This is a genomic window from Grimontia kaedaensis, assembly GCF_023746615.1.
Classification (GTDB): domain Bacteria; phylum Pseudomonadota; class Gammaproteobacteria; order Enterobacterales; family Vibrionaceae; genus Enterovibrio; species Enterovibrio kaedaensis.
This window is the reverse complement of the sequence record NZ_CP082276.1, coordinates 1,211,725-1,237,191: the sequence shown is the minus strand read 5'-3', so window position 1 is coordinate 1,237,191 and position 25,467 is coordinate 1,211,725. Positions and strand designations below refer to the sequence as shown.

Genomic DNA, 25,467 nt, shown 5'->3' with positions numbered 1-25,467 from the left:
GCGCAATACATTCAAACACTTTTGGAGCTACTTACAGCGTAGCCTTTCAAGTCCAAAGGCTTACCAGTAGGCATCCGCCTGAATACCGAAGACGACGTCGTCCTTCAGTGGAATTGAGTTGTTACCCTCTTCACCCGTTGTCCATGAAAGAGGCAGGTAAGAAGCGGTGAAACGAATTTCAGCAGTCGACAAACCATCGGAAAGTACAAAGGTTGGTGCTACGGTGAACTTGGACTGATGCCAATGGCCACCATTTTGAACGTTCTCGTAGTAACCCACTTCGGTCTGAATGATGAAGTTGTCACGTACTGGGAAGATATTACGCATCATTGCGGACACCCAGTAGTTGTAACCCGCATCATCGCCTTCCTTGTTTGTACCCTCATCGTTGTATTGAGCTTGGAGGGAAGGGAAGAAGCCAATACCTTGACTATTGGTATATCCCCCCCAAAGAATAGCTCTGACAGACTTCGCGTCTTCCTCGCGTTGAGTGAGAAGATAGTACGGGTCACCGGTTATTGGAGCTAGATCTCCTCTGTCAGGGTCGTTAACCTTGTAACCTTGTGTCAGTGAGCCCGGACGTAACGCAGCGTAATCGGTCAACGTACCACCCAGCAAGTTACCAGAACCTAACCCTTCTCCCGCTTGGAGAATAGCGTATGAGAAAGCATTCCCTTTTAATCCAAAGAAATCGAGCATGTGGTAAATGGCGGTGACATCGTAGCCTTCCTCTGCCCACTCTTTTCCTGTTAGATCCCAGTTGTCTGGCATGTATTTATAGTTTCCATGCAATGTCAGAGCACCAAGAGTGTAACCAGCATGGAATGTATGCATGACATTGTTTTGATTGCTATAAATATTGGAGCGCTCGTCATCAGTCACGTATCGTCCGTTTTGTAGCCTGATAATGTCATCATTTGTTGAAGCATTATCTACAAAGTCATCATAGTCATCGTAGCTGTTACTAATATTTCTCTCGCTTGCAATATAGGCAAGGTCTAGAAAGCTATCACCGATTTCATAGTTCTGAATACCAACTCCAATTCCCTCAAGATCGGTGTAAAAGAAATCGGTCATGAAAACATAATTTTCATCGGCCAACTTTCGTTTACCTGCCCAAAGATTGCCTGTTGGTGTGACGCCAGACATTTCCAAAAAGCCAATTAGGTCGTCGAATGCAGTGTCACCAATACCCACATGAATGCTTAATTGTTGGCTCTCACCGATATTGGTACGAGTGATGAAGGTCAAGTTGCCATCATTGTCAGCTTCTAAACCTAGCCGCCCCAGCTGCTCTTTTTGCCCAGGGATATCTGCTTTTTTGAAGTCATTATCAGAACTGAAGAAATAACCAGCCCGGAAATAACCATGAAACTCAAACTCGTCAATGATGTCTGCGGTTGCAGGTACGCTCGAGAGAGCACCCATGCCACACAGGACAGCCATCGCTAAAGTAGACTTGTTCATTCTCACTCCATAGCGAAGTTGCGTTACTTTTTGAAAGCGCTTTCTTTGCTTGTTGCAAATAATACTCGGCTAAGTCCATTTCCTGCCTGACACCCATTAGGCAAAACACGTTCAACTGTCGAGTTTGTCTAGCTTTTTATCCAGCTTTCTAACCGTAATTGGTGATTTGGTTACCAAAATGTTAGAGAAACCGCTAGTCAGTGAAACCGTAATGAGGTGCTTTGGCATCTGCAAACGGTCTCAGGTAAAAATGTTACCTAATTCACATAATGTTTACATATTGACTGGGATTGTTGTCTTTAGAACTAGCTAGATAGGCATATGTCTTATCTATGAGTCATTAAGAGTGTAATGTTTCATAAATGAAATTTAGATCATTTGTTGCAAATTACTGTGTGACAGCTCCCATTTAATGTCAGTAAAGCCAAAGATTCTAATTGAGAATCACATGGGATTAACAATATCTTTACATCATACGCGGGCGTGTATCACCCGCTTTGGTTAGAGCCGTTCAAACGGCTTTATTTTGAACTTGCTTAGAAAGCGCTTTCTTTTTGTATCGACACCCACACCCTAATGTGATTCTCCGTGCGACATGTGGAGTTTCTAGTCCCTGCAAGGTTTTGGCCGCTGCGGGTTAGAAGTAAGGATTCAGGAATACGGACAATATGATGAAAAATTTATTTGCAAAGATGCTGCTGATGACCTCGGTCGCACTGAGCGGTTGTGGCGGTGGAGGCGATGATTCAGCGGGCGGTCCACCAGATGTGCAGCCTTCAGGTGCCGACACATATGAGGTTCATAGAGTCGGAGAGGGTGCAAGTAGCAACCTGACTGTCATTCCTTTTCAAAATGAAGCGGAGTCGGAAGCGCAAGGTAGTTTTGTAGGTACTTCATTTATGGGTACATCTAATGATGCCTTGAGCGTGCCTGCGCCTTCATCAACTAATAATTTTGTTGAAGCCGAATGGGGTTGGGGTACAGCGTTAATTACAACCGACAACTCGGCTGAAGCAGCGATCAATTTGGCTGGGTTTAACAGCGGATACTTAAATTTTGAGGCAAAAGCTTCAAAAGCGTCATTACCTTTTGTTATTGGCTTTCAAACGGGTCTTTCAACCAGTGTAGAAGGTAACGAATTAGGCCAGCGTCCAGCAAAAGAAGCTGGTACGAATTTCGATTCAAATGGCAGGTCTATAACTACCGATTGGGCCAGTTACAAAATCCCAATGTCCGAACTAATTGGCAATCAGATAATCGATCTGTCCGACGTTACAATGCCTTTGTTTGTAAGGAGTAAAGGTATAAACGGTGAAGTGATTGAGCTGAGGAATGTTTTTTATGGAAAAACGTTCGACTCTCAGCCTGATACTTCAGACAACAACGGTGGCGGAAACAACATCATTGGTGGCACACCTCAAGTTGGTTATATTCTTTATACAGGCCAAGAAACCAATGTTGCTTTTGAAGAGCTGCAAGCATGGAATGGCGCAGGAATTTCGGAAGTTTCTGGTGGTACTTATGACCCTGTGCTTGAGCTTACGGCCACCAGCGGGTGGGGAGCGTTAGCATGGGCTAGCTCATCAAGCTTTGTCGATTTCTCCCAATATACTCACGCACAGTTCAAGGTAAAAACTGACGCTGCCCAAGTGCGCGTATCTACCACTGGTCGAAGCGATGGTGAAGTTGCGGAAGATTACGCGCTGTCATCTGGTACAGCGTTAGCTGACGGCTGGGTACAAATGGAAATACCGGTCCCAGCCTTTGCAGATGTGACTACATTTGCTCTTGTGCTTGGACAAGACGGCACCATGGAAGTTGCAGACATAGCTTTGGTTAACAACTCTACAGGAAATGTTGGCCCGGGCTATATCGCTTACAGCGATCAAGAAGATTCGTTCTCAATGGAATACTGGGGGGATAATTGGGGAAGCGGCGCAACATTAGCTGATCTCAATGACGCGCCTTACTCCAAAGCATTTTCTCTCGCTAGTGGCGCAAGTTGGGGCGCTGATGCAGCAGCTGTTGCCTGGGGTAATGAGCCAGAAAATGCTGTAGATGCCTCTGCATTCTCATTCCTTCGTTTTAAAGTTGAACCAGGTTCCTATTCTGCAGTCGACGTTGTTTTCCAAAGCGCTAGCCAATCGGAAGTTAAAAATACATACAACTTCTCAAGCGGCGAAACCTTGGATAATGGTTGGGTGCAAATGGAAGTTCCATTCCCAGCATTCTCTGATATGACGTGGATTGGTCTGATCTTCAACGGTGCAGGTTCACTGAACTTTGCCGATGTTGTTCTGGTTTCTCAAAGCGGTTCTGATGGTAGCACTGATGGCGGTACCGATGGTGGAACTGATGGCGGTACCGATGGTGGAACTGATGGCGGCACCGATGGTGGTACTGACGGTAGCAGTAGTAGTGACTATGCTGTTGCTCCAGAAATCGAACCACAACCAACTGCAACGGGTGACTTCCCAGTTTCAACCGTTACTGGTGGTGATGCTGTAGGTCAACCAGTGCTCGGCACTGCAGAACTTCCTGCAATCTCTTACGGCGCTTTCCGCACAAATGTGCGTTCTAACGAAAATGCCCCAAGCGTTGCGGAAGTCAAAGAAGACCTGAAAATCATGCATGCTGTCGGCATTCGTATGCTGCGCACATACAACACTCAGGACTTCGTAGACACCGAACGTCTACTTCAAGCGATTGATGAGCTTCAACAAGAAGATCCTAGCTTCGAAATGAACGTGATGCTTGGTGTTTGGATTTCAGCACTCAATGCATTCTCTAATGTAGAAATAGACAGCTCACAAGAACACGCCAACAACCAATTGGAAATGGATAAAGCGGTTGAGTTCGCGCAAACCTATCCAAACATTATCAAAGTGATTGCGGTTGGTAATGAGGCGATGGTTGAGTGGGCGAGTAGCTACCGTGTTGAACCAGGTATTATCTTGCGCCGTGTTAACGAGCTTCAAGCAATGAAGGCCGATGGCACAATCAGTGAAGATATTTGGATCACCAGTTCTGAAAACTGGGCTGTTTGGTCTATTAATAATGGTTACTACCAAGCGCATGAAGCAGACATCAAAGCACTGATTCAAGCAGTTGACTACGTGTCTGTTCATGTTTATCCATTCCACGATACATTCCATGACGGTGATTTCTGGCCAGTTCCTGAGTCAGAGCAATCGCTAACTCGTCAAGAACAAGCTGACAAAGCCATGGAGCGCGCGTTCAACAAAGCGCTGACTCAGATCGACGCCGTTAAAGATAGCGTGATGGCAATTGACAGCACTAAACAGATCCACATTGGCGAAACAGGTTGGTCGACCGAGTCGAACACTGGTTTTGGTGCTGGTGGAACAGGTGCTTCTGATGAGTACAAACAGAAGAAATACTATGATGCGATGAGCCAATGGGCTATTGACTATGGTGCATCTGTATTCTTCTTCCAAGCTTTTGATGAACCATGGAAAGGTGGCGCTGAAAACACTGGCGATCCAGAGAAGCACTTCGGTTTGATCGACATTGATGGTAACGCGAAATATGCCATCTGGGATCTGGTTGATGCGGGTGTATTTGAAGGAATCACTCGCGGTGGTAATCAGATTGTTAAGTCAAACGGCGGTGTTGAGCAAAACGTCATTGACGCGATTCACGCTATTCCGTACGAAACGGGTTCTGACAATTCCGGTGCTGGGTACGTTATGTATACCGGTAAGGACACTGTTCACGGCTTCGACGACATTCAAGTATGGTCGCAAGACGGTTCGGGTGCTTCAATTGGCGCCGGAAGTGACAGCACTTATTCACCTGTTCAGGAACTGACGGTCACGGGTGGTTGGGGTTCTGCTGCTTGGTTGTTTAACACAACACAAGTAGACCTTACGCCATACACACATGCCGAGTTCAAAGTAAAAACATCTGCTGCGAGTGTTGATGTTACTTTCATCAACCAAGCAGATGAAACAACAGCTAACTCATACTCACTGTCATCAGGTACTTCACTTGATAATGGATGGGTTCAAATGAGCGTGCCGGTGCCTTCTTATACTGATATGAAGACATTTGCGTTGACGCTTGGTGAAAACGGAACACTTGAGATCGCTGACATTGCATTTGTGAACAACGATAGCAATGGCGGTACTGAAGCCCCAGAAACGGGCTATGTACTTTATACCGGTCAAGAGACAAACATTGTCTTTGAAGATGTTCAAGTATGGAACAATGCTGGTTTAAGCGAAGTCGCTAATGACTCTTACAATCCAGTACTAGAACTAGACGTAACAGACGGTTGGGGTGCGATTGCTTGGGTTAACAACTCAAACCCAATCGACATTTCGTCTTACACACATGCACAGTTCAAAGTGCGCACAGATGCAAGCGCAGTTCGATTGTCTATTCAGAGTCTGTCACAGGATGAGGTAGCGAATGACTACTCACTGTCACAGGGTACTGCTCTGACTGATGGCTGGGTACAAATGGAAGTGCCATTACCAGCATTCACAGACATGACAACCTTCGCGATGGTATTGAGCCAAAACGGAACCTTGGAAGTTGCTGATGTTGCTTATGTGAACAAAGGCAATGGTGGTGCTGCACCAGAAATTGGCTACATCCTGTACACAGGCCAAGAAACCAACCTTGTTTTCGATGATGTTCAAGTCTGGAACAATGCAGGCCTTGGTGATGCTACGAGTGACTTGTACAACCCTGTACTGGAATTGACAGTCACTGATGGCTGGGGTGCATTGGCTTGGTCAAGCACGCTGAATCCAATCGACGTTACGTCATATACACATGCACGCTTCAAGCTTCTGACTGACCTTACTCAGGTTCGCATCTCAATCCAAGGTGTAACCGATGGTGAAGTGGCAGATGATTACTTGCTTTCAACTGGAACAGCGCTGACTGATGGCTGGGTTCAAATGGAAGTGCCATTGCCTAATTACGCTGATCTGACTACCTTCGCGCTTGTCCTAGGCGAACCAGGAAGCTTCCAGATTGCAGACCTCGCGTTTGTAAACGCTGATAATGACGGCGGCACCGATGGTGGTACTGACGGCGGCACCGATGGTGGTACTGGCGGTGGCACCGATGGTGGTACTGACGGCGGCACCGATGGTGGTACTGGCGGTGGCACCGATGGTGGTACTGACGGCGGCACCGATGGTGGTACTGACGGCGGCACCGATGGTGGTACAGACGGTGGCACCGATGGTGGCACTGACGGCGGCACTGATGGTGGTACAACGGGAAGTGTTGTTTCTATCTTCAGCGACGACTACACCGATATCGCGGTTAATGAGTGGGGCCCTAACTGGGGTGACGCTTCAGCACGCATCATCGATGGCACGCTGAACGATAGCCCAGCCAAAGTGATCACGCTTGGCGCAGGTCAAACCTTCGCAGGTATTGACTTCTCATCAGCAGCCTTTGATGCAACGGGTTACACCACGTTCAACATGCAATACAAAGTAGAACCTTTGTTGGCAGGTCAAGTGGTTAACATTAAGTTGTCAAATCACGAAGGTGGCGCAGGTGAGAGCAACGCAGTTCAATACACCAGCGTACCGACAGGTTCAGACGTTGTGACCCTGGCAATTCCGTTAGATGACTTTACCAGTGCAGATGCAAGTGGCTCTTTGGCACGCAATGCGATCGCACAAATTGTTATCTCTGCGGCAAGAGCCGACACGGATGAGTCTGTAGATATCTATCTGGATAATATTTACTTCAGCGGCAACACGGACGGCGGCACCGATGGTGGTACTGACGGTGGAACCGATGGCGGTACTGATGGTGGCACCGATGGTGGTACAACAGATGCTGTAGTATCTGTATTCAGTGATGATTATACAGATATCGCTGTTAATGAGTGGGGTCCTAACTGGGGTGACGCTTCAGCGCGCATCATCGATGGCACGCTGAACGATAGCCCAGCCAAAGTGATCACGCTTGGCGCAGGTCAAACCTTCGCAGGTATTGACTTCTCATCAGCAGCCTTTGACGCAACGGGTTACACCACGTTCAACATGCAATACAAAGTAGAACCTTTGTTGGCAGGTCAAGTGGTTAACATTAAGTTGTCGAATCATTCTGGTGGTTCTGGAGAAACTGGTGCGATTCAATACACTAGCGTTCCTTCAAGTACTGATGTCGTGACATTGGCTATTTCGCTGGATGACTTTACTGATGCGAGTGGAAATGGCGACTTATCTAGAGATGCCATTGCCCAAATCGTTATCTCAGCAGCGAGAGCCGACACGGATGAGTCTGTAGATATCTATCTGGATAACATCTACTTCAGCAACGGCACGACTGACGGCGGCACCGATGGTGGTACTGACGGCGGTACCGATGGTGGTACTGACGGCGGCACCGATGGTGGCACTGACGGCGGCACCGATGGTGGCACTGACGGCGGCACCGATGGTGGTACTGACGGCGGCACCGATGGTGGCACTGACGGCGGCACCGATGGTGGTACTGACGGCGGCACCGATGGTGGTACTGACGGCGGTACAACTGGAACCACACCAATTGTTATCTTCAACAATGCAGCGAACCCTCAGTGGGTAGCGTGGGATTGTTGTGGTGGAACCACTCCACCAGTTATCACTGATAGTGATGCTGCATACGGTGAAGTGACCTTCTTCGAGGTAGCAGCAGCAACAGTGAACGGATTCAGTTCACGAGAAGGTGTCGCTACGGATCCTCAGCCAGTCGATGTGAATGCATGGATGGTAGAAGGCGTGATCTCCTTTGATATCAAACTGCTTGCCGCAGGTGAAACACCAGCTGATGTTTGGAACTTCAAAGTCGAGTCAAACGGTGGTAATGAAGCTGTGGAGCTGACTTTAGATAGTGTTCCAGAGTTGAATGTGTGGAAAAACTACCAGTTCAACCTGAGCGACCTGTCAAACAATGGTCTGGACCTTACTGCAATTGACCTGATTATGGTGTTCCCTGCTTGGGAAACAGGAATCGGCTCAGAGTACGTGATAGACAATGTTGTCATCTCTCCTACCGCGAATGACGGTGGAACTGATGGAGGTACTGACGGTGGCACGGATAGTGGTACAACAGGAGATATCGTTTCTATATTCAGCGATGACTATACAGATATCTCTGTGAACGAGTGGGGCCCTAACTGGGGTGACTCTTCAGCACGTATCACTGATGGCGATCTTGAAGGTAGCCCAGCTAAAGTGATCAATATTGAAGCAGGTCAAGTGTTTGCAGGTATTGATTTCTCATCAGCAGCGTTTGATGCATCAAGCTTTACCACTTTCAACATGCAATACAAAGTTGATCCTTTGTTAGCAGGTCAGGTGATTAACATCAAGTTGTCTAATCATGCTGGTGGTTCTGGTGAAACTGGTGCGATTCAATACACTAGCGTTCCTTCAAGTACTGATGTCGTGACATTGGCTATTTCGCTGGATGACTTTACTGATGCGAGTGGAAATGGCGACTTATCTAGAGATGCCATTGCTCAAATCGTTATCTCAGCAGCAAGAGCTGACAATGATCAGGCAGTCGATATCTATCTGGACAATATTTACTTCAGTAAATAATGTTCTGATTTAAAAATAATTAACAAATAAGGGAGCCGTTTGGCTCCCTTTGTTTTTGGTGAAAGCCTAAAATCAAACGTTTCACAAAATGGAAAAGGATAGCAGGACAGTCGCCATTTATACTTAAAGTGTGAGTCCCTGTATTTCAGCTCATTTATATGGTCTTGTCGCTCCAGAACTCTCATCTTCATTAATGCACTATAACTTATGGTTGAGTATAAATTAACTCAGTAAGCTTCTGATTAGCCAATCACAACATCGTCGCATTCTTACTCCAATATCCCCTTCAAGTCCTTGGTATCTTCAGGATGTCAGTTTTCTATGGAGTAATGACGAAAATGCTAAGGATAGTCAGTTCAGCAACTGCTGTATTGGTGCTCGCCGGTTGTGCGAGTGCACCACAAATCGCCAAAGGGGAGTTTGGCCCAAGACCAGCAATCGCAGAATTAGTTGCGCCAAAAGAAACGGGAATGATGTTTTTCCGCAATGGCGAAAACTGCAGTCAGCAGATGATCCCATCTGAGGAAGTGATTAAGGAAAGCAATGGGAAATACATACCTCTGCCGCCAGGTGAAAAAATTGCGCTCATTGCCATATACAGCTCTGTGGAAGGATTAGCTACATTAAATTACTGCCGCTCAGTCGCCGTATTCACCCCAGAAGAAAATACTCATTACGCTCTTTCTCTCCAAGTTAAAAGCGACAAATGCCTATCGCAATTACAATCCAGAGAAAAAGACACCTACGGCGAATGGGAAATCGTTGAAGATGTAGACTGGCGTAAATTTAAGACCCCTATGTTTTCTGATGGCGAGTTCTGCGAACCTTCAGGCGTAAAGCCTAACTACTATCTGAATCAGACGGGCCCAATCAATATCTATGTCCCCCGTCCCTAACACAGTTAAGGGGCAAAAGCCCCTTTCTAAACTTTCACCCAATCCTATGATAAGCTTATTGTGTGAATAATTAACACAACGGTGAAAGTCATGGGACGTACTACAAGTATCACCATTGGTGAAAATCTTGATAGCTTTGTCGAACGCCTGATCAAAACTGGCCGATACGGCTCAACCAGCGAAGTGGTTCGAAGCGCCCTGCGTTTACTTGAACAGCAGGAAAACCAGCTCGAACTCTTAAGAAATGCGGTTATTGAGGGTGAAGAGAGTGGCGAAAGCAGCCTGTCTTTGAAAGAAATTGCAGCCCAGCGTAAAGCCAAACTGAATGTATAAGCTTTCCAATAAAGCCGCTGAAGACTTTGGCGGGATTTACGAGTACACCTTTTTGAATTTTGGTGAGCAGCAGGCTGATAGCTATGTGGAAGACATGGAAGCCTGCCTCAACACCCTGTCAGGCTCCCCGATGATTGGCCGTGAATGCAGCGAGATTGGCCCAGGCATTCGCCGGCATGATCATCAGAAACATGCCCTTTTCTACCGCATCCGCGAACAGGATATCTTTGTACTTCGCATCCTTCATCAACAGATGAATCCGTTGCTGCATTTGTTCTAACCAAAACTACGGCAAGAAAAAAAACAATAACACTGCGCTTTCTCCGTTTTCCCTATCGAACTAACTACCAGAGGAAAGCGAGTTGCCGAAGATATCTTTAGACGTAAAGGTACAGATTAGTGTCGATATCCATAAAGTCGTGCTTCATGGCTTGCTCTATCTCGAGATGATAGAAGTGCTATCAATGCTATACCCTTAGAAAAGAAGAAGCCCCAGAACGGGGCTTCTTTTTGTCATTACATCCGACGAATTTTTAAGGTTCCGTATTCGCTCAGTTTCTCAAGCGCCTGCGTTGTAAGTGTTGCATCCCATTCTTTGTCGGGGTCATTTTCAAGAACTTTTAGGCTGTTATTAAAAACATCCGGCAATTGGGAGATAGGGATAACACCGCGGCTTTCATTGCTTTGTGTTGTAGAAAAATTAATGTTGATATCAATGTCGATATCTATATCAATCAATGCTGCATCATTACCCGTTTGGAGAGTCGGCAATACCTGTTGTACACCATTCATCGCCATTTTAAATTCATTAAACAACTCTTCAGGTAATACTAGCTCTGGAGTCAATTCTGCAGCTTTGTCTTGGATTTTCATCTCTGATTCCTCATGTAGTTAACTGGTGTATATTTTTGTCGCAGCGTGATATTAGGAATCGTTTATTTCACTTGTGTTACACTATATTGCGGTTGTATGACAGCTTTAACAATATGAATTTATTAAATTAAAAGCTAGTTGCCTCACTCATATCTAAGCCCGCAGCTAACTAATATGACAGTTGCCATATACTGAATACAGCACCCAAAAGCCCTTCAATTTCGTCTTGCAACGCGAAACGGAAAGTTCGTTTTGTTTTGACGCTAAGTGAGCGCCGATATTTGCTCGTAGGTTTTTTCCAAATACCAGCAAAAATTGAATGGTTGAGCGGAGTGCACGCCGTGCTCAGGATGAACAGTATATTTCCTTACCTATACTTACTCATTATTGAGACGTTTTATCTAGGGTAAAGTCTAAGTATGGATACGGTTGAATTAGTTGAAGAAAGCTTTGCGAAACTGCCTGATGGGAAAAGGTTCGCAACGCTTTTCTATCAAAGAATTTCAGAGCAGTCACCGCACCTGATGCCACTTTTTGCGAATACCTCAATGACAAAAATGGCTGACAAATTACTCGCCGCTTTGACTGCAATGGTTGCTGCTTTGCATGACCCTGAGAAGTTAGAGAATATGCTTGGGCCGCTGGGACAACGGCACTTATCTTACGGTGTACTGGAATCGCATTATTCGATTGTGGGTCAAACCCTGCTTCAGACGTTTGAAGAAGAGCTAGGGGAAGAGTGGACAGATGACTATGCCGCTGCTTGGTCGGAGGTTTACAGCAACGCAGCTAAGATAATGCAAGAGGGTGCGGCAAAAGCGAAAGTGCAAAATCAAAAATCGACGGATGTAGTCGAGAAGCCGGCAAAAATGGGTGCATTGACATGGCTTTATTCCCTGCCAGTTCCAAAACTACTGGTTTTTTGGTTTGCACTGTCGGTGGTTGTATTGGAAGTTGCCGCCATTTATGGCGTTCCAAATTGGACTCGGTTGCTCAGTGCGTGTTCTTTGGTGTTGTTAATCCTGACTATGCTACGCGGGAATAACGATGCAGAAAAAGCCGGGATTCTTGAGTGCTGGAAAACGATTGACAGTTCGCATGGAGTAAAAGCATCGCGGGCAAGACAGATTGCGATGGAACGTCTGAATGAAAAGAAATGCGCTATGAATAGACTTGATCTAGTAGAGGCTGGCTTGATGAATATGTCGTTGAATGGCGCTGACCTGAGTGAATCGAATCTGAGTCAGGCTGACCTTACTGAATCATCGCTGGCTGGTGCGAACTTTACGAAAGCCAGATTAGACAAAGCGCTATTGGTGAGCGTCTATGCACCCGAAGTGGACATGTCATTTGTCACACTGGCCAAGGCCAACCTTTCATCGTCCAATTTAGAAAAGGGATCGTTTCTTTTCTGCAACATGAAAGGGGCCAATCTCTCTGGAGCAAATTTAAAGGGCGCGAATCTAACAGGCGTACTGATGGATAAAAACACCTATCTATCTGGAGCCGATCTTCGTGGCGCGATTATAGACGAAAGTATGTTGGAGCAAGCCTATACCATTGGAACGATCAGACCTGACGGGAGTGTAGTCACTGAGGCTTAGAATATATCAATAGGTAAGGTCTTTGACTTTTGTTCCACGTAACCAAAAAAGGTCAGACAATCAAACAGACGACGGATCTCACATCTCTTCTAGTTGAATCATAGACTGGCATTGTGCCACTTCTTGGTTGTAGATAAAGGAAGCCGTCAAGCATCCTTTCCTTCGCTCCTCCAGATCTGCAAAAAGCGCCAGGGCAAACGCATTCTTTGAGTTTGTCTCCCAACATATCTCCGCTTTTGATAAGCAATAGCAGGCTACATGGGCCAACCGGCAAAGGTGGCCGTCTAATCCAGAATCCTGCAATCACCACCACATACTGTTCTGCAACGATGTAATGAGTCTCACTAATGATATTCATGATAATTAGACGAGTGAGTATTTGTGATCATTGTTACAAAAAGGTAAAAGTCGGGTTGTTGAGATGCCCTATTTTTCTAATATCTACCGCAAAGAAAGCGCTTTCTTTTGTATTTAAACGAGAGAGCGTACGGAAAGTAGTTGGCTACACTCTTAAAAAATATAGAAATATTTAAGTTTTCGCTGAAATAGAAGCAAGGGCTGTTTCGGTGACTTACACGAATTATAAAACGACAAAAGGACGGCAAGATGCACAACAAGAAAATGATCGCTTCTCTCGTTTGCAGTGCGTTACTGACTGCGGGTGTTCAGGCTGCTGACATCAAGCAGGGTGGGACGCTCAATGTGCCGATCATTACGACTGGTTTTGTCGAAAACTACAATCCGTACACTACTAAAGACATCTTCCATGGCATCATGTTTGAGCCTTTGATGGTGTTCAACAACATGACTGGCGAGACTGATTTCCGCCTTGCAGAGTCCGCTGACTACTCGGACGATCTAAAAACCATCACAGTGAAAATGCGCGAAGGTCTGAAATGGTCAGACGGTTCTCCATTGAGCGCAGAAGATGTTGCATTCAGCTTTGTGCTGGCGAAAGACAACCCGGCATTTGATTCAAAAGGGATCTGGTCGGGGGGCAACCTTCAATCGGTAGAAGCTACAGACGACCGCACCGTGGTGTTTACATTGGCCAATCCTGATTCAACCTTTATCTGGAATCTGGAGAAATACCACATCCTGCCAGAGAAGGTTTGGTCCAAAGCGGAAAACGCCACCACTTTCACCAATCCGAATCCAATTGGTACCGGCCCAATGACGGAAGTGAAGTTCCTTAAATCACAACAAATGGAGCTTTGCCGTAATCCAAATTACTACCTGGAAGGGCGTCCTTATTTGGATTGCGTGAGTTTCCGTTCTTATAACGACAACTCGCAGGTTCAGCCTGCTCTTATGAAAGGCGAAGTCGACTGGGGCTCTAACTTCATTGCTGACATTGAAACCACGTTCGTGAAGCGTGACCCAGCGAACAACCATTTTTGGTACCCAGCGAATGATGCGATTCACCTTTACCTGAACACTAAAAAAGTCCCCTTCAACGACCTGAAAGTGCGTCAAGCGCTCTCTATGGCATTAGATCGTGATTTGATTGTGGACATCGCAGCTTATGGTTACCCAACAGCCAACTTCAACGCAGGTGGTATTGGTGAGCTGTACTCGCAAAACATCAATAAAGACATCTCTGAGAAATATGCGTCTTTGACTACGTTCAACCAGGACAAAGCCAAAGCGCTGCTTGACGAAGCTGGAGTGAAAGACGTCGATGGGGATGGCTACCGTGACAATCCAGATGGCTCCAAACTGGAGTTCAATATCGAGGTGGTTAACGGCTGGACTGACTGGATCCAGGTCGTTCAGATGGTCACTGAGTTTTACGATGAAGTCGGTATTAAATCTAACGTGAAAACGGTGGATTGGGCGGTCTACGATAGCAACCTCAAGCAAAGTAACTATGACGTAGCGATTAACTGGTCAATGGTGGCGACCAACCCAATCATCGCATATCAGGAATACTTCTCTACTTCACGTGTTGGCAACAGCTGGCATGCCGGCCACGGTGTCAATGACCCAGACATTGATGCACTGATCGACAGTTTTGGTCAGACCGGCTCACCAGAAGAACAAAAAGCGATTTTGGACAAACTACAGGTATTCACTGCTGAAAATCTGCCATTTATTCCCCTGTTCTCAAACCCTACATGGTTCCAATACAGCACCAAGAAAGTGGATGGCTGGCCGACTAAGGAAAACCCTTACGTTCAGCCAGTGTGGTATGACGGCGGTAAGCGCGTGATCATCCTTAACAACCTGCACCTGAAATAACAGTGTGAACTGAAGGATTAGGTGAGGGCGAATCGATGTCATTTTTACTGCGACGGTTCATTTTTTACTTCTGCGCGTTTCTTATCGCGATAACGTTCAACTTTATGTTGCCTCGCTTAATGCCCGGTGACCCGGTTGAAGCTTTGTTTGCTGCGGCGCAAGGGAAAATGGACCCAGCACAAATGGATGCAGTGCGTGAAATGTACGGCTTCCTTGATGGCAACATCTTTGAGCAATATCTGGCGTACATAAAAAGTGTGTTCACGCTGGATCTGGGACCGTCAGTGTTGATGTTCCCCATCAGCGTATCGGAAGTGATTGGTAATGCGCTGCCTTGGACTTTGTTCCTCGCGCTTGGCTCACTGATCGTGGCGTTGATTATTGGTGTGTCGATTGGCACTTATGCCTCTTACCGCCGCACAGGATTTGTTGGGCAGGTCGTGCCGCCGGTATTGGCGTTTATCAGCAACTTCCCTTATGTGGTCACTGCTTTGTTCCTGTTCTATCTGTTCGGAATAAAGTGGGACATGTTGCCAATCGCTTACACCTACGACCCGTCGCTGGATCCGGGATTCACGCTCGAATTTATCGGCAGCGTGCTGAAACACGCAATATTGCCGGTCGGCTCAATGGTGGTTGTTGGTATTGCTGCATGGGTATTCAACATGCGTAACGCCATGATCAATGTGCTTGGCGAGGACTATGTGACCATGGCGGAAGCCAAGGGTTTGAGTAGCACCCGTGTGATGTATCGCTACGCTGGTCGCAATGCGATATTGCCTGTGGCGACTGCTGTGGCGATGGCTATTGGTTTTTCCTTTGCTGGTTCGATCATGACGGAAGTGGTGTTCAACTATCAGGGGCTGGGCAACATTCTATTAAAAGGCATTGTGGCGCGTGATTATCCGTTAATTCAGGCCATCTTGCTGATACTGGTGACGGCTGTGCTCACCGCAAATTTCATCGCCGACTTGTTGTATGTCTGGCTTGACCCGCGCATTGCGAATTAAGGAGCGGGCACATGGATAAGACGATGGAATCGAGCCAGAACAAACCAGTGAAAATGCCTAACAAAGGCGGGGCGATAAAGCGCGCTGGCAAAAGTATTTACGCTTTTTTCTACGGCAACCCGCCAGCGATTCTTGGCACCTTGCTGCTGACCATGGTGTTGGTTGGAGCGATATTTGCCAACGTGTTGGCGCCATATTCAGCGGAAAAACGTGTTGCACGTCCGCACCAGCCACCGAGTGAAAAACACTTGATGGGCACAACGCGAAGCGGGCGTGATGTATACAGCCAAGTGCTTTATGGCGCACGTAAAACGCTGACGGTTTCGCTGTTTGCGGGCCTGATTGCGATGGGCATTGCGGTGGCAGTGGGTGTGTCTGCTGGCTACTTCGGCGGCAAAATTGATGAAAGACTGAATTTTTTAACCAATGTGTTCTTGGTGTTTCCACAGCTCCCCTTATTGATCGTCCTGGCGGCGTTTCTGGGGCAAGTGGGCTCATTGGTGATAACGATTTTACTTGGGGTGACCTCCTGGCCTTGGGGCGCACGCGTGATTCGCGCGCAAACCATGGCAATTCGCAACAAAGAATTCATTCTGGCTGCAGAAGTCATGGGTGAATCGAAACTGCGTATTATTTTGGTCGAGATTTTACCCAACCTTGTTTCCATTGTGTTCGGCGGATTCTTGGGTGCCGTCATCTACGCTATGGGCTCCGAAGCAGGGTTGGGTTTTTTAGGCCTGGGTGACGCGACAGAAGTGAGCTGGGGCTCCATGCTCTATTGGGCTCAAACGTCGTCGGCACTCTACACGGGCGCTTGGTGGGAAATGATGGTGCCGGCTTTGGCGCTCGCTATCACCGGTGGCGCCCTGGCGCTGATCAATATGTCAATTGATCAGGTCAGTAACCCGAAACTCAAAACCGGTCCACACATGAAGCTCTGGCGCAAACTAAAGAAAGCGGCAGACAAGAGAAGGGGGTTGTAATGGCAAACTTGCTTGAAATTAACAACCTCTGCGTGGACTACGTGACGCCAAATGGCGTGGCAAGAGCCGTAAACAATGTCAGTGTGAGCATCGCCGAAGGTGAAACACTGGGCATTGCCGGTGAGTCTGGCTGCGGAAAAAGCACACTGGCGTTTGCGATTTCGCGTCTTCACAAAGCGCCTGCGCTGATCTCAGAGGGTGAAATCCTCTACAAAGGCGAAGACGTGCTGAAGATGAATGATAGACAGCTGCGCGCATTCCGTTGGAATGAAGTGTCAGTGGTTTTTCAAAGTGCGATGAATTCTCTCAACCCTGTGATCACTATTGGTGAGCAGCTGACAGATGTGATTCTGGCGCACAAAAAAGTGTCGTTGAAACAGGCGACAGAAAAAGCGGCAGAGCTGCTGCAAATTGTAGGGATTCACCCGGATCGTCTGTCAGCATTTCCGCACCAGTTGAGTGGTGGTATGCGACAGCGCGTGGTGATTGCAGTAGCACTGGCGTTGGAACCAAAGCTCATCATCATGGATGAGCCGACGACAGCATTGGATGTTGTCGTTGAAAGGGAAATTCTGAATGAGCTTTATGATCTCAAAGCAAAGTTCGGTTTTTCCATTCTGTTCATCAGCCATGATTTAAGCCTGATGGGCGAAATTGCAGACCGTATCGGCGTGATGTATGCGGGCAACATGATTGAATTGGGCGATGCGCAGACCGTGTTCGGGGCGCCGCAGCACCCTTATACACAAGGACTGCTGTCTTCGTTTCCAACCATTCATGGTCCGAAAGAGCGTTTATACGGGATTCCGGGGAATCCGGTGAACCTACTGAATACACCGCAAGGGTGTAATTTTCAGGAGCGTTGCAACAAGTGTTTTACGCCCTGTACTGAGCAGGATCCGCAGTTGAAACTCATTGCGCCTGAGCATCAGGTTGCGTGTCATCTGGTTTAAGGAAGGAGCTTATAATGGAAAGCAAAGAGACCCTTCTTGAAATTAAAAACCTGGTGATGGATTTTCGCATCGGGCATTCAAAGTCCAATTTGATGCGTGCGGTAAACGACGTTTCCTTTGAACTGAAAAAAGGGGAAGCGTTAGCGATTGTGGGAGAGTCTGGCTCGGGCAAAAGTACCGGTGCTCGGATCCTGACCCGTATCTATGAAAATACTGGCGGCTCGGTCACCTTCAAAGGCAAGCCGCTGGCGGAATACATCAAAGAAAACGGTGAGCTGGAATATGCTCGCCAAGTGCAGATGATTTTCCAGGACCCATTTGGCTCCCTGAATCCGGTGCATAATATTTATCACCACATTGCTCGCCCGCTCTTGATTCACAAGCGGGCAAACAAGCAAAATGTGGCAGATAAGGTGTATGAATTGCTTGAGTTGGTAGGGTTGTCGCCTGTGGTTGAAACTGCAGAGAAATTCCCTCATGAATTGAGTGGCGGTCAGCGACAGCGTGTGGCTATTGCAAGAGCTATTGCTGTCGACCCAGAAGTGATTCTGGCCGATGAGCCGATTTCTATGCTGGACGTTTCAGTACGTCTGGGCATTCTGAACTTAATGGCTGATCTCAAAGAGCAACACGGGATCGCCTTTATGTACATAACGCATGATATTGCCACCGCGCGGTATTTTGCAGAAAAAACGGCCGTGATGTATGTCGGTCATATGGTGGAGTGGGGCGACAGCGACAGCGTGACGCAGACACCCCAGCACCCTTACTCGAAATTGCTGCTGTCAGCCGTGCCGGAAGTGGGACGAGCAGGACGCCGTGATCTATCGGTTAAAAAGGGCGAGATACCGCTGTGGAAACCCAGTAGTGTCGGATGTCCGTTCGCTTCGCGTTGCCCAATTGCGACGGAAGCGTGCACACAATCCATGCCTGAGGCGACGGAAGTCAAACCAGGACATTACGCGAGGTGTCACCACCTCTAAGGCTATAAGGCCCTAACAAAGCGTAAACTTTTTATCGACCTCCCGGTGATGGTTGGAAAATCCACCGGGAAATTTTTAAGTCAAAAAGAAAGCGCTTTCTTTTTAGGAACCAAGAAATATGGAACATTGTTTTAAACTGGCAAGTACCCCTGTTAAGGGGCAATTCGTAGACGTAAATGGTGAACGTTTTTATCGCATAGAGAATGTGGATCAAATGCCTGCATTCTTCATGAGTGTGGTATCTGCCAATGATCACTGGTTGTTTGCGTCGTCGACCGGATGTTTGTCAGCAGGCCGTGGCAACCCTGAAAACGCCCTGTTTCCGTACCGCTCAGTGGATATGATCCATGAGAATGCTGAAAACACCGGCCCGAAAACCTTCATCCGCCTTGAAGATGAGGTGGGTGATGTCGTGACATGGGAACCTTTCAACCCACAGCACAATGGTAAGTACCGCGTTATCCGTAATCTTTATAAAAATATTACGGGCGACAAAGTGGTGTTTGAAGAGATTAACCCAACACTGCGTTTGACCTTCAAATATACCTGGCAGAGCGGTAACACCTATGGTTTTGTACGCCGTGCTGAACTGAGTGACTTCTCAGGTACTTCGCGCAAGATTGAAATCCTGGACGGTGTGCAGAACATTCTGCCAAATGGTGCGCCAATGGTGGCCCTGCAAAAGAGCAGTGCGTTGGTGGATGCCTACAAATGGAATGAGCGCGTTCAAGATACCACACTGGCGCTTTACACCATGTATGCAAAGCTCAGCGACCGTGCAGACCCTGCAGAAGCGCTAACTGCAAATACGGTTTTCTGCATTGACAACGATGACGTTGAAGTGTTGCTCAGCAGTCAGCAAGTCCCGGCTTTCCGTCGTGGTGACATCATTGAGAGCGAAACGTTGACACGCGGTGTTCGTGGTGCGTACTTCATCCACAAAATGATCGATCTGCAAGCTAACGAGACTAACGATTGGCTGTTTGTCATCGACATCGAAAAAGATCACGCTGGTGTAGTTGTTTTGCGTAATGAGCAAAAAGACCCACAATCACTGCGAGAAAAGGTAGAGCAAGATTGTGCGAAGAACCACGAAGAACTGGTTTCTCTCATTTCAGCTGTCGATGGCTGGCAGTTCTCAGAAGAAGAAGCCACCAGTAACCACCACTACGCGAACGTACTGTTCAACAGCATGCGTGGCGGTGTGTTTGAGCAAGGCTATACCCTGCGTAAAGACGACGTGCTGCAAACTGCAGAAAATACGAACAAGAAAGTGGTACTGCGTAACAAAGCGTTTTATGACGCACTGCCAGAAACATTCAGTCATGAAGAGCTGGTGAAACGTGCTGAGCAGGCAGACGACATTCAGTTGTTGCGTCTTTGCTACGAGTACCTGCCATTGACCTTTGGTCGTCGTCACGGTGACCCAAGCCGTCCTTGGAACCACTACGACATCAAGGTGAAGGACAAAGAAGGCAATCCACTACTGGCGTACCAAGGGAACTGGCGTGATATTTTCCAGAACTGGGAAGCTTTAGCGCTGAGCTATCCGGGCTACCTGCGCTCGTTCATCGCTAAATTTGTGAATGCCTCAACAATTGATGGTTACAACCCTTACCGCATTACCAAAGACGGTATCGACTGGGAAGTACTGGAGCCGGAAGATCCATGGAGCAACATCGGTTACTGGGGTGACCACCAGATCATATATCTGCTGAAGTTCTTGGAATGGTCTGAGCGTTTTGAACCTGCGCAGCTAACAGCAAACCTGTCGCGTGAAATCTACAGCTATGCCAACGTGCCATACCGTATCGGAGACACGCACACCTTATTCTCGAACCCTAAGGATACAGTGACGTTTGACACCGAGCTGCACGAGAAGACAGAAAAACTGAGCGAGATGATCGGTAGTGATGGTCGTCTGCTATTGGATTCAGACAAAGAAGTGTACCTCGTAAACCTCTCTGAGAAGCTGCTGGTGCCGTTGTTATCGAAACTGGGCAACTGGGTAGTCGATGGGGGCATTTGGCTCAATACGCAGCGTCCTGAGTGGAATGACGCCAATAATGCGATTGTGGGTAACGGTTTGTCGATGGTGACACTGTATTACATGCGTCGTTACGTTGAGTTCCTGCAAACCCTGTTTGCACAAGCACCGGAAAAAGTGCGTATTTCTAATGAAGTGGCAACTTGGTTGAAAGAGACCAGTGAAATCCTGAGCAAAACGCTGCTTGATGTGAAGAAGAAAACGATTACACGCCAGACCAAGCACAAGTTGCTGACCGAGCTGGTGGATGCGGCTAGCCGCTTCCGTCATCAGGCTTACCAACAACAAGGTTTCAGCGGTAAAACTTTGGTCGATAAGCATGACATTGAAGCGCTGTTGAACACCAGCTTGGATCTGCTGCACAGCAGCACCCAGCGTAACCTGCGTGAAGATGGCTTGTTCAATGCCTACAACGTGGTTCAGTACAACAGTGAGTCATTGGATGCCATGCCGCTGTACCCAATGTTGGAAGGTCAGGTTGCAGCTCTCAGTTCTGGCGCACTGAGCGGGGCTCAGGCAGTAACTCTGCTGGATAACCTGTTCAACAGCGAAATGTATCGTGAAGACCAGAAGTCTTTCATGCTCTATCCAGATCGCGAACTGGCAGGATTCAGCCGTCGTAACTGCATCGAAGCAGAAGCGGTTCGCAAGAATGATCTGCTGCGTGACATGAACAAACGTGGCGACAAACGCGTGGTTTACGCAGACCTTGATGGCGTATTCCACTTCAACGCTACGTTTGAAAATGCAGGTGCATTGAAGGCAACACTGGATTCAGTTCGCGCAGACTACCCGCAAATGTCTGACGAGCAATACGAAAACGTGCTGGCGCTATACGAGTCTGTGTTTAACCACCGTGAATTCACCGGTCGTTCCGGTACCATGTTTGGTTACGAAGGTCTGGGATGTATCTACTGGCACATGGTGTCCAAGCTGCTGCTGGCGGTTCAGGAAGTTTACTTCGCGAGCTGGAAAGAAAACCCGCACAGCGCAGAAACCCGTAAACTAGCGGATTACTACTACCGAGTACGTGAAGGGATTGGTTTCAACAAAACACCAACGGAATACGGTGCTTTCCCGGTTGACCCATACTCACACACACCAAAACATGCGGGCGCACAACAGCCAGGTATGACAGGTCAGGTGAAAGAAGAAATTATCACCCGATTTGGTGAGCTGGGTGTGCTGGTGGAAAGTGGCGCGATCACCATTTCTCCGTCACTGCTGTTCGAACGTGAGTTCTCTAGCAAAGAGGCTGAGTTCCCGTATGTGAACATGCAGGGTGAGCAGAAAAGCATTTCGCTGAATGCTGGTGAACTGGCCTTCACTTACTGTCAGGTGCCGTTTGTATACCGCTTGGCAGAAAGCGGCCCAACTAAGATTGTGGTCTCTCTGAGCTCCGGGGATGTGCTTTCTATCGAAGGCAATCAACTGCCAGAGTCGGTGTGTAAGAAGCTATTCAGCCGCACCAGTGAGATCGCACAAATCGCGGTAGATGTTCCGCTTAGTGTTTTGAATCAAGCTGGATAATAGTAAGTACCAAAACGAAAACAGCCGCAACTTGCGGCTGTTTTTTATGGCGTAGATTATGAATTAAGCCGGTGCGATAGTTGCAGTCTCTAATGTTTTCACCGAACCGCGTTTCATGAGCGTTGGGAACAAGCGGGTGTTGATGTTGGCTAACGGTTTGCCTTCCAACATATTGAGTACCCCGCGTGCCGCTTCGCAAGCCATATCTTCCAGAGGGAAGTGAATGGTTGTGAGGCTTGGTGTCATGTATTGGCTGTAGGTGTGGTTATCAAACCCGACAATGGAGATGTCCTCACCAACTTTCATGCCACGGTCATGGCAAACGCCATAGGCGGCCAGGGCGATGCTGTCATTGAGACAGAAAATTCCTGTGATATCGCTGTCACGATCCATCAAACGGCGCACGGCTTTATCATTGCCATCGTGATCAAAACGGCCTTCAACAACCAGATTCTGATCGTACTCGATGCCATATTTGTCCAGCGCATTCCTATAACCCTGAAGGCGCTCGCGGCTATCAATTTTGCTAAGTTGGCCCGTGACACAACCAATGCGTGTATGCCCGTTTTTGATCAAGTACTCTGTCGCAATGTAGCCGCCCCATTCGTTGTCCATGCAAATACATTGGTCGGAGATTTCCGGAATGTATCGGTTCATCAGCATGGTTGCTGGCGTTTTTTCAACGATCTGCAGAATGTCAGCGTCACTCATCATGTCTGATGTAAGCACTAATCCATCAATCTTCTTCGCGTTGAGGAAGTGAATGGACTCCTGCTCTTCATCATAGTTTTCGTGACCGCTGGTGATAATGAGGTGGTAGTTCTTCTGGCGAACCACTCTCTCAACATGGTGCATTAGCGGCCCGAAGTAGGGACCATCAAAGGTTCCCACCAACATGCCAATGCTGTGAGACTTATTCGACGCCAGTGCTTGAGCAAAAGCGTTGGGTTGGTAGCCGAGTTTTTCGATGGCATCGAACACCTTCACGCGGTTTTTTTCTTTAACCGACTTGTGACCATTCAACGCCCGTGACACGGTTGACTGGGAAACGTTCGCCAGCTCTGCCACTTCTTTTATGGTAATCAACGAGCTCTTCCTTAATTTACCTGATGTTGCACGCCGTGATTTTATTGCCTCTCATTGCTATGAAAGTGCTTTCTTTAGTAATGACTAATTGATGCGAGTCTTTATCTAAAATCGAGGATCAGTCGGATTCGCAACTTTATTCATTTGGCGCAGCTATTTTTTCAAATAGCGTTAGTTTTGCCACGAAATGCGAAGCATTGCCAAATGGAAAGGCTTTACATTGCTCACAAATGTTCAGTAATTAACACTTTTGATACCAAAGTGCTCAATTGTGAGGCACTAATTTCACTGAAAGCGTTTTCATAATTCTAGCTCAGCCAAAGCATCTTCAACGGTGAACTGGCTAAACACCTTGATACCGTGCTGTCGGAGAAGGGCGGTGGTCACTCCATGACCAGGAACTTTTCTACCAGCGAACTCGCCGCTATAGATGAGAGAACTACCACAGGAAGGACTAGATTCGGTGAGTACTGCAATTTCAATGTTTTGTTGTCGGCAAAGGTCTAGTGTTTTTTGGGCACCCAATGCAAATTGATGAGTGACGTCGATTGCGTTAACGGAAATCACTTTTCCTTTTCCAGCAATTACTAGATCGCCATCCGCAACATTGATTTCTGCTGGTGGTCGGGGTGTTGGCAATCCCCCTGCTACTTCCGGGCAGAAAGTGACAATATCAGCTAACTGCGTTAAACGTTGAAATGCTTGGGATTCTTGAGGTAGGGCATTGCCGTCATAGCGAACTTTCTTCCCCATCAGGCAGGCGCTGACCAACACTTTTTTCATTGAAGTTCACACTGATTCGAATAAGTGGATTGTGATGTTATCGAATCTAAATGACAGGAAAACAGACTTTTTTTCATTCGAGAGTTGAGGAAATGTGAAACCCGTCAAATAATTAATCTTACCCGCTGTCAGAGAGAGGCCTTTTCATCATGGTGTATTCTGCGGATTTTCGGGGATCACGGAGGGAGAACCACACAATGTCTGAAATGCTGCATCAGTACCCAATCATCGACGGACGCGAAATTCATGTTCGTGCATGGAACCCTGAAGGCGGGGAGACCGTGATCTGTTGGCATGGATTGGCGCGGAATAGCGTTGATTTTGTTGAGCTAGGCGATGAGCTTGCTTCAAGAGGCTATCGCGTGCTCGCACCTGACACGCTGGGCCGAGGACTTTCTCAGTGGGCAGAAAACCCGAAAACTGAATACAGCTATGCCAATTACATTGATATGGCTGTGAAGCTGATGGACTTTTATTGCTGCGATAAAGTGCATTGGGTTGGTACAAGCATGGGCGGTTTAATTGGCATGTTGATCGGATCTAGCCCTGTTTTCAGCCATCGAATTTCCACGTTGGTGCTCAACGATATTGGCCCTGAAGTGCCGCAAGATGCGTTGGAGCGTATTGTCAATTATGTGCAGAAACCGATCGCATTCCGTCGATATAACGAAATTAACCAATATCTCCAAACGCTATATCAACCATTTGGCCCTCACACCTGCGAACAATGGCACACCATGATTTCGGCTTCTGTTCGTAGACTGGAAAATGGTGATTACACCACGCACTACGACCCAGACATTCTTGCGCAGTACGACCCTAACTCTCCGCCCATGAATCTATGGCGTCATTTTGGTAATTTGGATCTTCCACTGATGCTAATGCATGGCTTGCACTCAGATGTTTTGACCAAAGACATCGTAAAAAGAATGCGGGATGCGCAGCCGGACATGGCGGTGAACTACTATTTGGGATGCGGACATGCTCCTAACTTGTTCTACAAATCTTATCGACACGACGTTGAGTATTTTATCGAGGCGCATCCGATGGAAAAAGTCGTCAGTCAGAAGCGTAATGCCGGCTGACGATACGTTT

General features: G+C 47.4%; 16 protein-coding genes. 12 read left to right on the top strand and 4 right to left on the bottom strand.

All coding sequences use genetic code 11. The features are described 5' to 3' along the window. Positions 1-60 precede the first annotated feature (60 nt). Complete coding sequence (locus tag K6Q96_RS22470) at positions 61-1,467, bottom strand: carbohydrate porin (RefSeq protein ID WP_251880297.1); 1,407 nt, start codon at positions 1,465-1,467, stop codon at positions 61-63. A 668-nt stretch (positions 1,468-2,135) separates the two neighbouring features. Here K6Q96_RS22470 and K6Q96_RS22465 point away from each other — a divergent pair. The 4 genes from K6Q96_RS22465 to K6Q96_RS22450 all read left to right on the top strand — a co-directional run bounded on the left by K6Q96_RS22465 (position 2,136) and on the right by K6Q96_RS22450 (position 10,559). Beyond that, positions 2,136-9,050, top strand: coding sequence for a glycoside hydrolase family 17 protein (locus K6Q96_RS22465; RefSeq protein ID WP_251880295.1), 6,915 nt, complete (start codon positions 2,136-2,138; stop codon positions 9,048-9,050). 329 nt (positions 9,051-9,379) lie between these two features. After that, positions 9,380-9,946, top strand: a complete 567-nt coding sequence (locus K6Q96_RS22460; protein WP_251880293.1) for a hypothetical protein — start codon at positions 9,380-9,382, stop codon at positions 9,944-9,946. A gap of 90 nt (positions 9,947-10,036) precedes the next feature. Then, complete coding sequence (locus K6Q96_RS22455) at positions 10,037-10,279, top strand: type II toxin-antitoxin system ParD family antitoxin (RefSeq protein ID WP_251880292.1); 243 nt, start codon at positions 10,037-10,039, stop codon at positions 10,277-10,279. After that, a complete protein-coding gene (locus K6Q96_RS22450; protein ID WP_251880291.1) occupies positions 10,272-10,559 on the top strand; it encodes a type II toxin-antitoxin system RelE/ParE family toxin in 288 nt (95 codons plus the stop codon). The genes K6Q96_RS22455 and K6Q96_RS22450 overlap by 8 nt, the downstream gene beginning before the upstream one ends. A 236-nt stretch (positions 10,560-10,795) precedes the next feature. On the opposite strand, the gene K6Q96_RS22445 is transcribed toward K6Q96_RS22450, so the two are convergent. Next, positions 10,796-11,152 carry a hypothetical protein gene (locus tag K6Q96_RS22445; protein WP_251880290.1) on the bottom strand — a complete coding sequence of 119 codons (357 nt, stop codon included), beginning with the start codon at positions 11,150-11,152 and terminating at the stop codon, positions 10,796-10,798. Positions 11,153-11,571: 419 nt separating this feature from the next. Here K6Q96_RS22445 and K6Q96_RS22440 point away from each other — a divergent pair, with 419 nt between their 5' ends. From K6Q96_RS22440 to K6Q96_RS22410, 7 genes are all read left to right on the top strand, one after another. Next, on the top strand, positions 11,572-12,756 hold the full coding sequence (locus K6Q96_RS22440; protein WP_251880289.1) for a pentapeptide repeat-containing protein: 1,185 nt from the start codon (positions 11,572-11,574) through the stop codon (positions 12,754-12,756). A gap of 606 nt (positions 12,757-13,362) precedes the next feature. After that, on the top strand, positions 13,363-14,997 hold the full coding sequence (locus K6Q96_RS22435) for an ABC transporter substrate-binding protein (RefSeq protein ID WP_251880288.1): 1,635 nt from the start codon (positions 13,363-13,365) through the stop codon (positions 14,995-14,997). Positions 14,998-15,032: 35 nt separating this feature from the next. After that, positions 15,033-16,007, top strand: coding sequence for an ABC transporter permease (locus tag K6Q96_RS22430; RefSeq protein WP_251880287.1), 975 nt, complete (start codon positions 15,033-15,035; stop codon positions 16,005-16,007). A gap of 53 nt (positions 16,008-16,060) precedes the next feature. Continuing rightward, complete coding sequence (locus tag K6Q96_RS22425) at positions 16,061-16,990, top strand: ABC transporter permease (RefSeq protein WP_434802189.1); 930 nt, start codon at positions 16,061-16,063, stop codon at positions 16,988-16,990. Next, complete coding sequence (locus K6Q96_RS22420; RefSeq protein ID WP_251880280.1) at positions 16,990-17,943, top strand: ABC transporter ATP-binding protein; 954 nt, start codon at positions 16,990-16,992, stop codon at positions 17,941-17,943. The genes K6Q96_RS22425 and K6Q96_RS22420 overlap by 1 nt, the downstream gene beginning before the upstream one ends. A 14-nt stretch (positions 17,944-17,957) precedes the next feature. After that, positions 17,958-18,926: an ABC transporter ATP-binding protein gene (locus tag K6Q96_RS22415; protein WP_251880279.1), complete on the top strand. Its 969-nt coding sequence runs from the start codon at positions 17,958-17,960 to the stop codon at positions 18,924-18,926. 118 nt (positions 18,927-19,044) lie between these two features. Beyond that, positions 19,045-22,503, top strand: coding sequence for a 1,3-beta-D-glucan phosphorylase, GH149 family (locus K6Q96_RS22410; protein WP_251880278.1), 3,459 nt, complete (start codon positions 19,045-19,047; stop codon positions 22,501-22,503). A 63-nt stretch (positions 22,504-22,566) separates the two neighbouring features. On the opposite strand, the gene K6Q96_RS22405 is transcribed toward K6Q96_RS22410, so the two are convergent. Both K6Q96_RS22405 and K6Q96_RS22400 read right to left on the bottom strand, forming a co-directional pair. After that, positions 22,567-23,589, bottom strand: coding sequence for a LacI family DNA-binding transcriptional regulator (locus K6Q96_RS22405; RefSeq protein ID WP_251880277.1), 1,023 nt, complete (start codon positions 23,587-23,589; stop codon positions 22,567-22,569). Positions 23,590-23,889: 300 nt separating this feature from the next. Next, positions 23,890-24,372 carry a 2-thiouracil desulfurase family protein gene (locus tag K6Q96_RS22400; RefSeq protein WP_251880276.1) on the bottom strand — a complete coding sequence of 161 codons (483 nt, stop codon included), beginning with the start codon at positions 24,370-24,372 and terminating at the stop codon, positions 23,890-23,892. A gap of 197 nt (positions 24,373-24,569) precedes the next feature. Between K6Q96_RS22400 and K6Q96_RS22395 the strand changes: the two genes are divergently transcribed. Then, positions 24,570-25,457: an alpha/beta fold hydrolase gene (locus K6Q96_RS22395; RefSeq protein WP_251880275.1), complete on the top strand. Its 888-nt coding sequence runs from the start codon at positions 24,570-24,572 to the stop codon at positions 25,455-25,457. Positions 25,458-25,467: the final 10 nt, after the last annotated feature.

Coding starts and splice junctions, on each gene's coding strand:
- K6Q96_RS22470 (WP_251880297.1), bottom strand. CDS start 1,467: ATGAACAAGTCTACTTTAGCGATGGCTGTCCTGTGTGGCATGGGTGCT.
- K6Q96_RS22465 (WP_251880295.1), top strand. CDS start 2,136: ATGATGAAAAATTTATTTGCAAAGATGCTGCTGATGACCTCGGTCGCA.
- K6Q96_RS22460 (WP_251880293.1), top strand. CDS start 9,380: ATGACGAAAATGCTAAGGATAGTCAGTTCAGCAACTGCTGTATTGGTG.
- K6Q96_RS22455 (WP_251880292.1), top strand. CDS start 10,037: ATGGGACGTACTACAAGTATCACCATTGGTGAAAATCTTGATAGCTTT.
- K6Q96_RS22450 (WP_251880291.1), top strand. CDS start 10,272: ATGTATAAGCTTTCCAATAAAGCCGCTGAAGACTTTGGCGGGATTTAC.
- K6Q96_RS22445 (WP_251880290.1), bottom strand. CDS start 11,152: ATGAAAATCCAAGACAAAGCTGCAGAATTGACTCCAGAGCTAGTATTA.
- K6Q96_RS22440 (WP_251880289.1), top strand. CDS start 11,572: ATGGATACGGTTGAATTAGTTGAAGAAAGCTTTGCGAAACTGCCTGAT.
- K6Q96_RS22435 (WP_251880288.1), top strand. CDS start 13,363: ATGCACAACAAGAAAATGATCGCTTCTCTCGTTTGCAGTGCGTTACTG.
- K6Q96_RS22430 (WP_251880287.1), top strand. CDS start 15,033: ATGTCATTTTTACTGCGACGGTTCATTTTTTACTTCTGCGCGTTTCTT.
- K6Q96_RS22425 (WP_434802189.1), top strand. CDS start 16,061: ATGCCTAACAAAGGCGGGGCGATAAAGCGCGCTGGCAAAAGTATTTAC.
- K6Q96_RS22420 (WP_251880280.1), top strand. CDS start 16,990: ATGGCAAACTTGCTTGAAATTAACAACCTCTGCGTGGACTACGTGACG.
- K6Q96_RS22415 (WP_251880279.1), top strand. CDS start 17,958: ATGGAAAGCAAAGAGACCCTTCTTGAAATTAAAAACCTGGTGATGGAT.
- K6Q96_RS22410 (WP_251880278.1), top strand. CDS start 19,045: ATGGAACATTGTTTTAAACTGGCAAGTACCCCTGTTAAGGGGCAATTC.
- K6Q96_RS22400 (WP_251880276.1), bottom strand. CDS start 24,372: ATGAAAAAAGTGTTGGTCAGCGCCTGCCTGATGGGGAAGAAAGTTCGC.
- K6Q96_RS22395 (WP_251880275.1), top strand. CDS start 24,570: ATGTCTGAAATGCTGCATCAGTACCCAATCATCGACGGACGCGAAATT.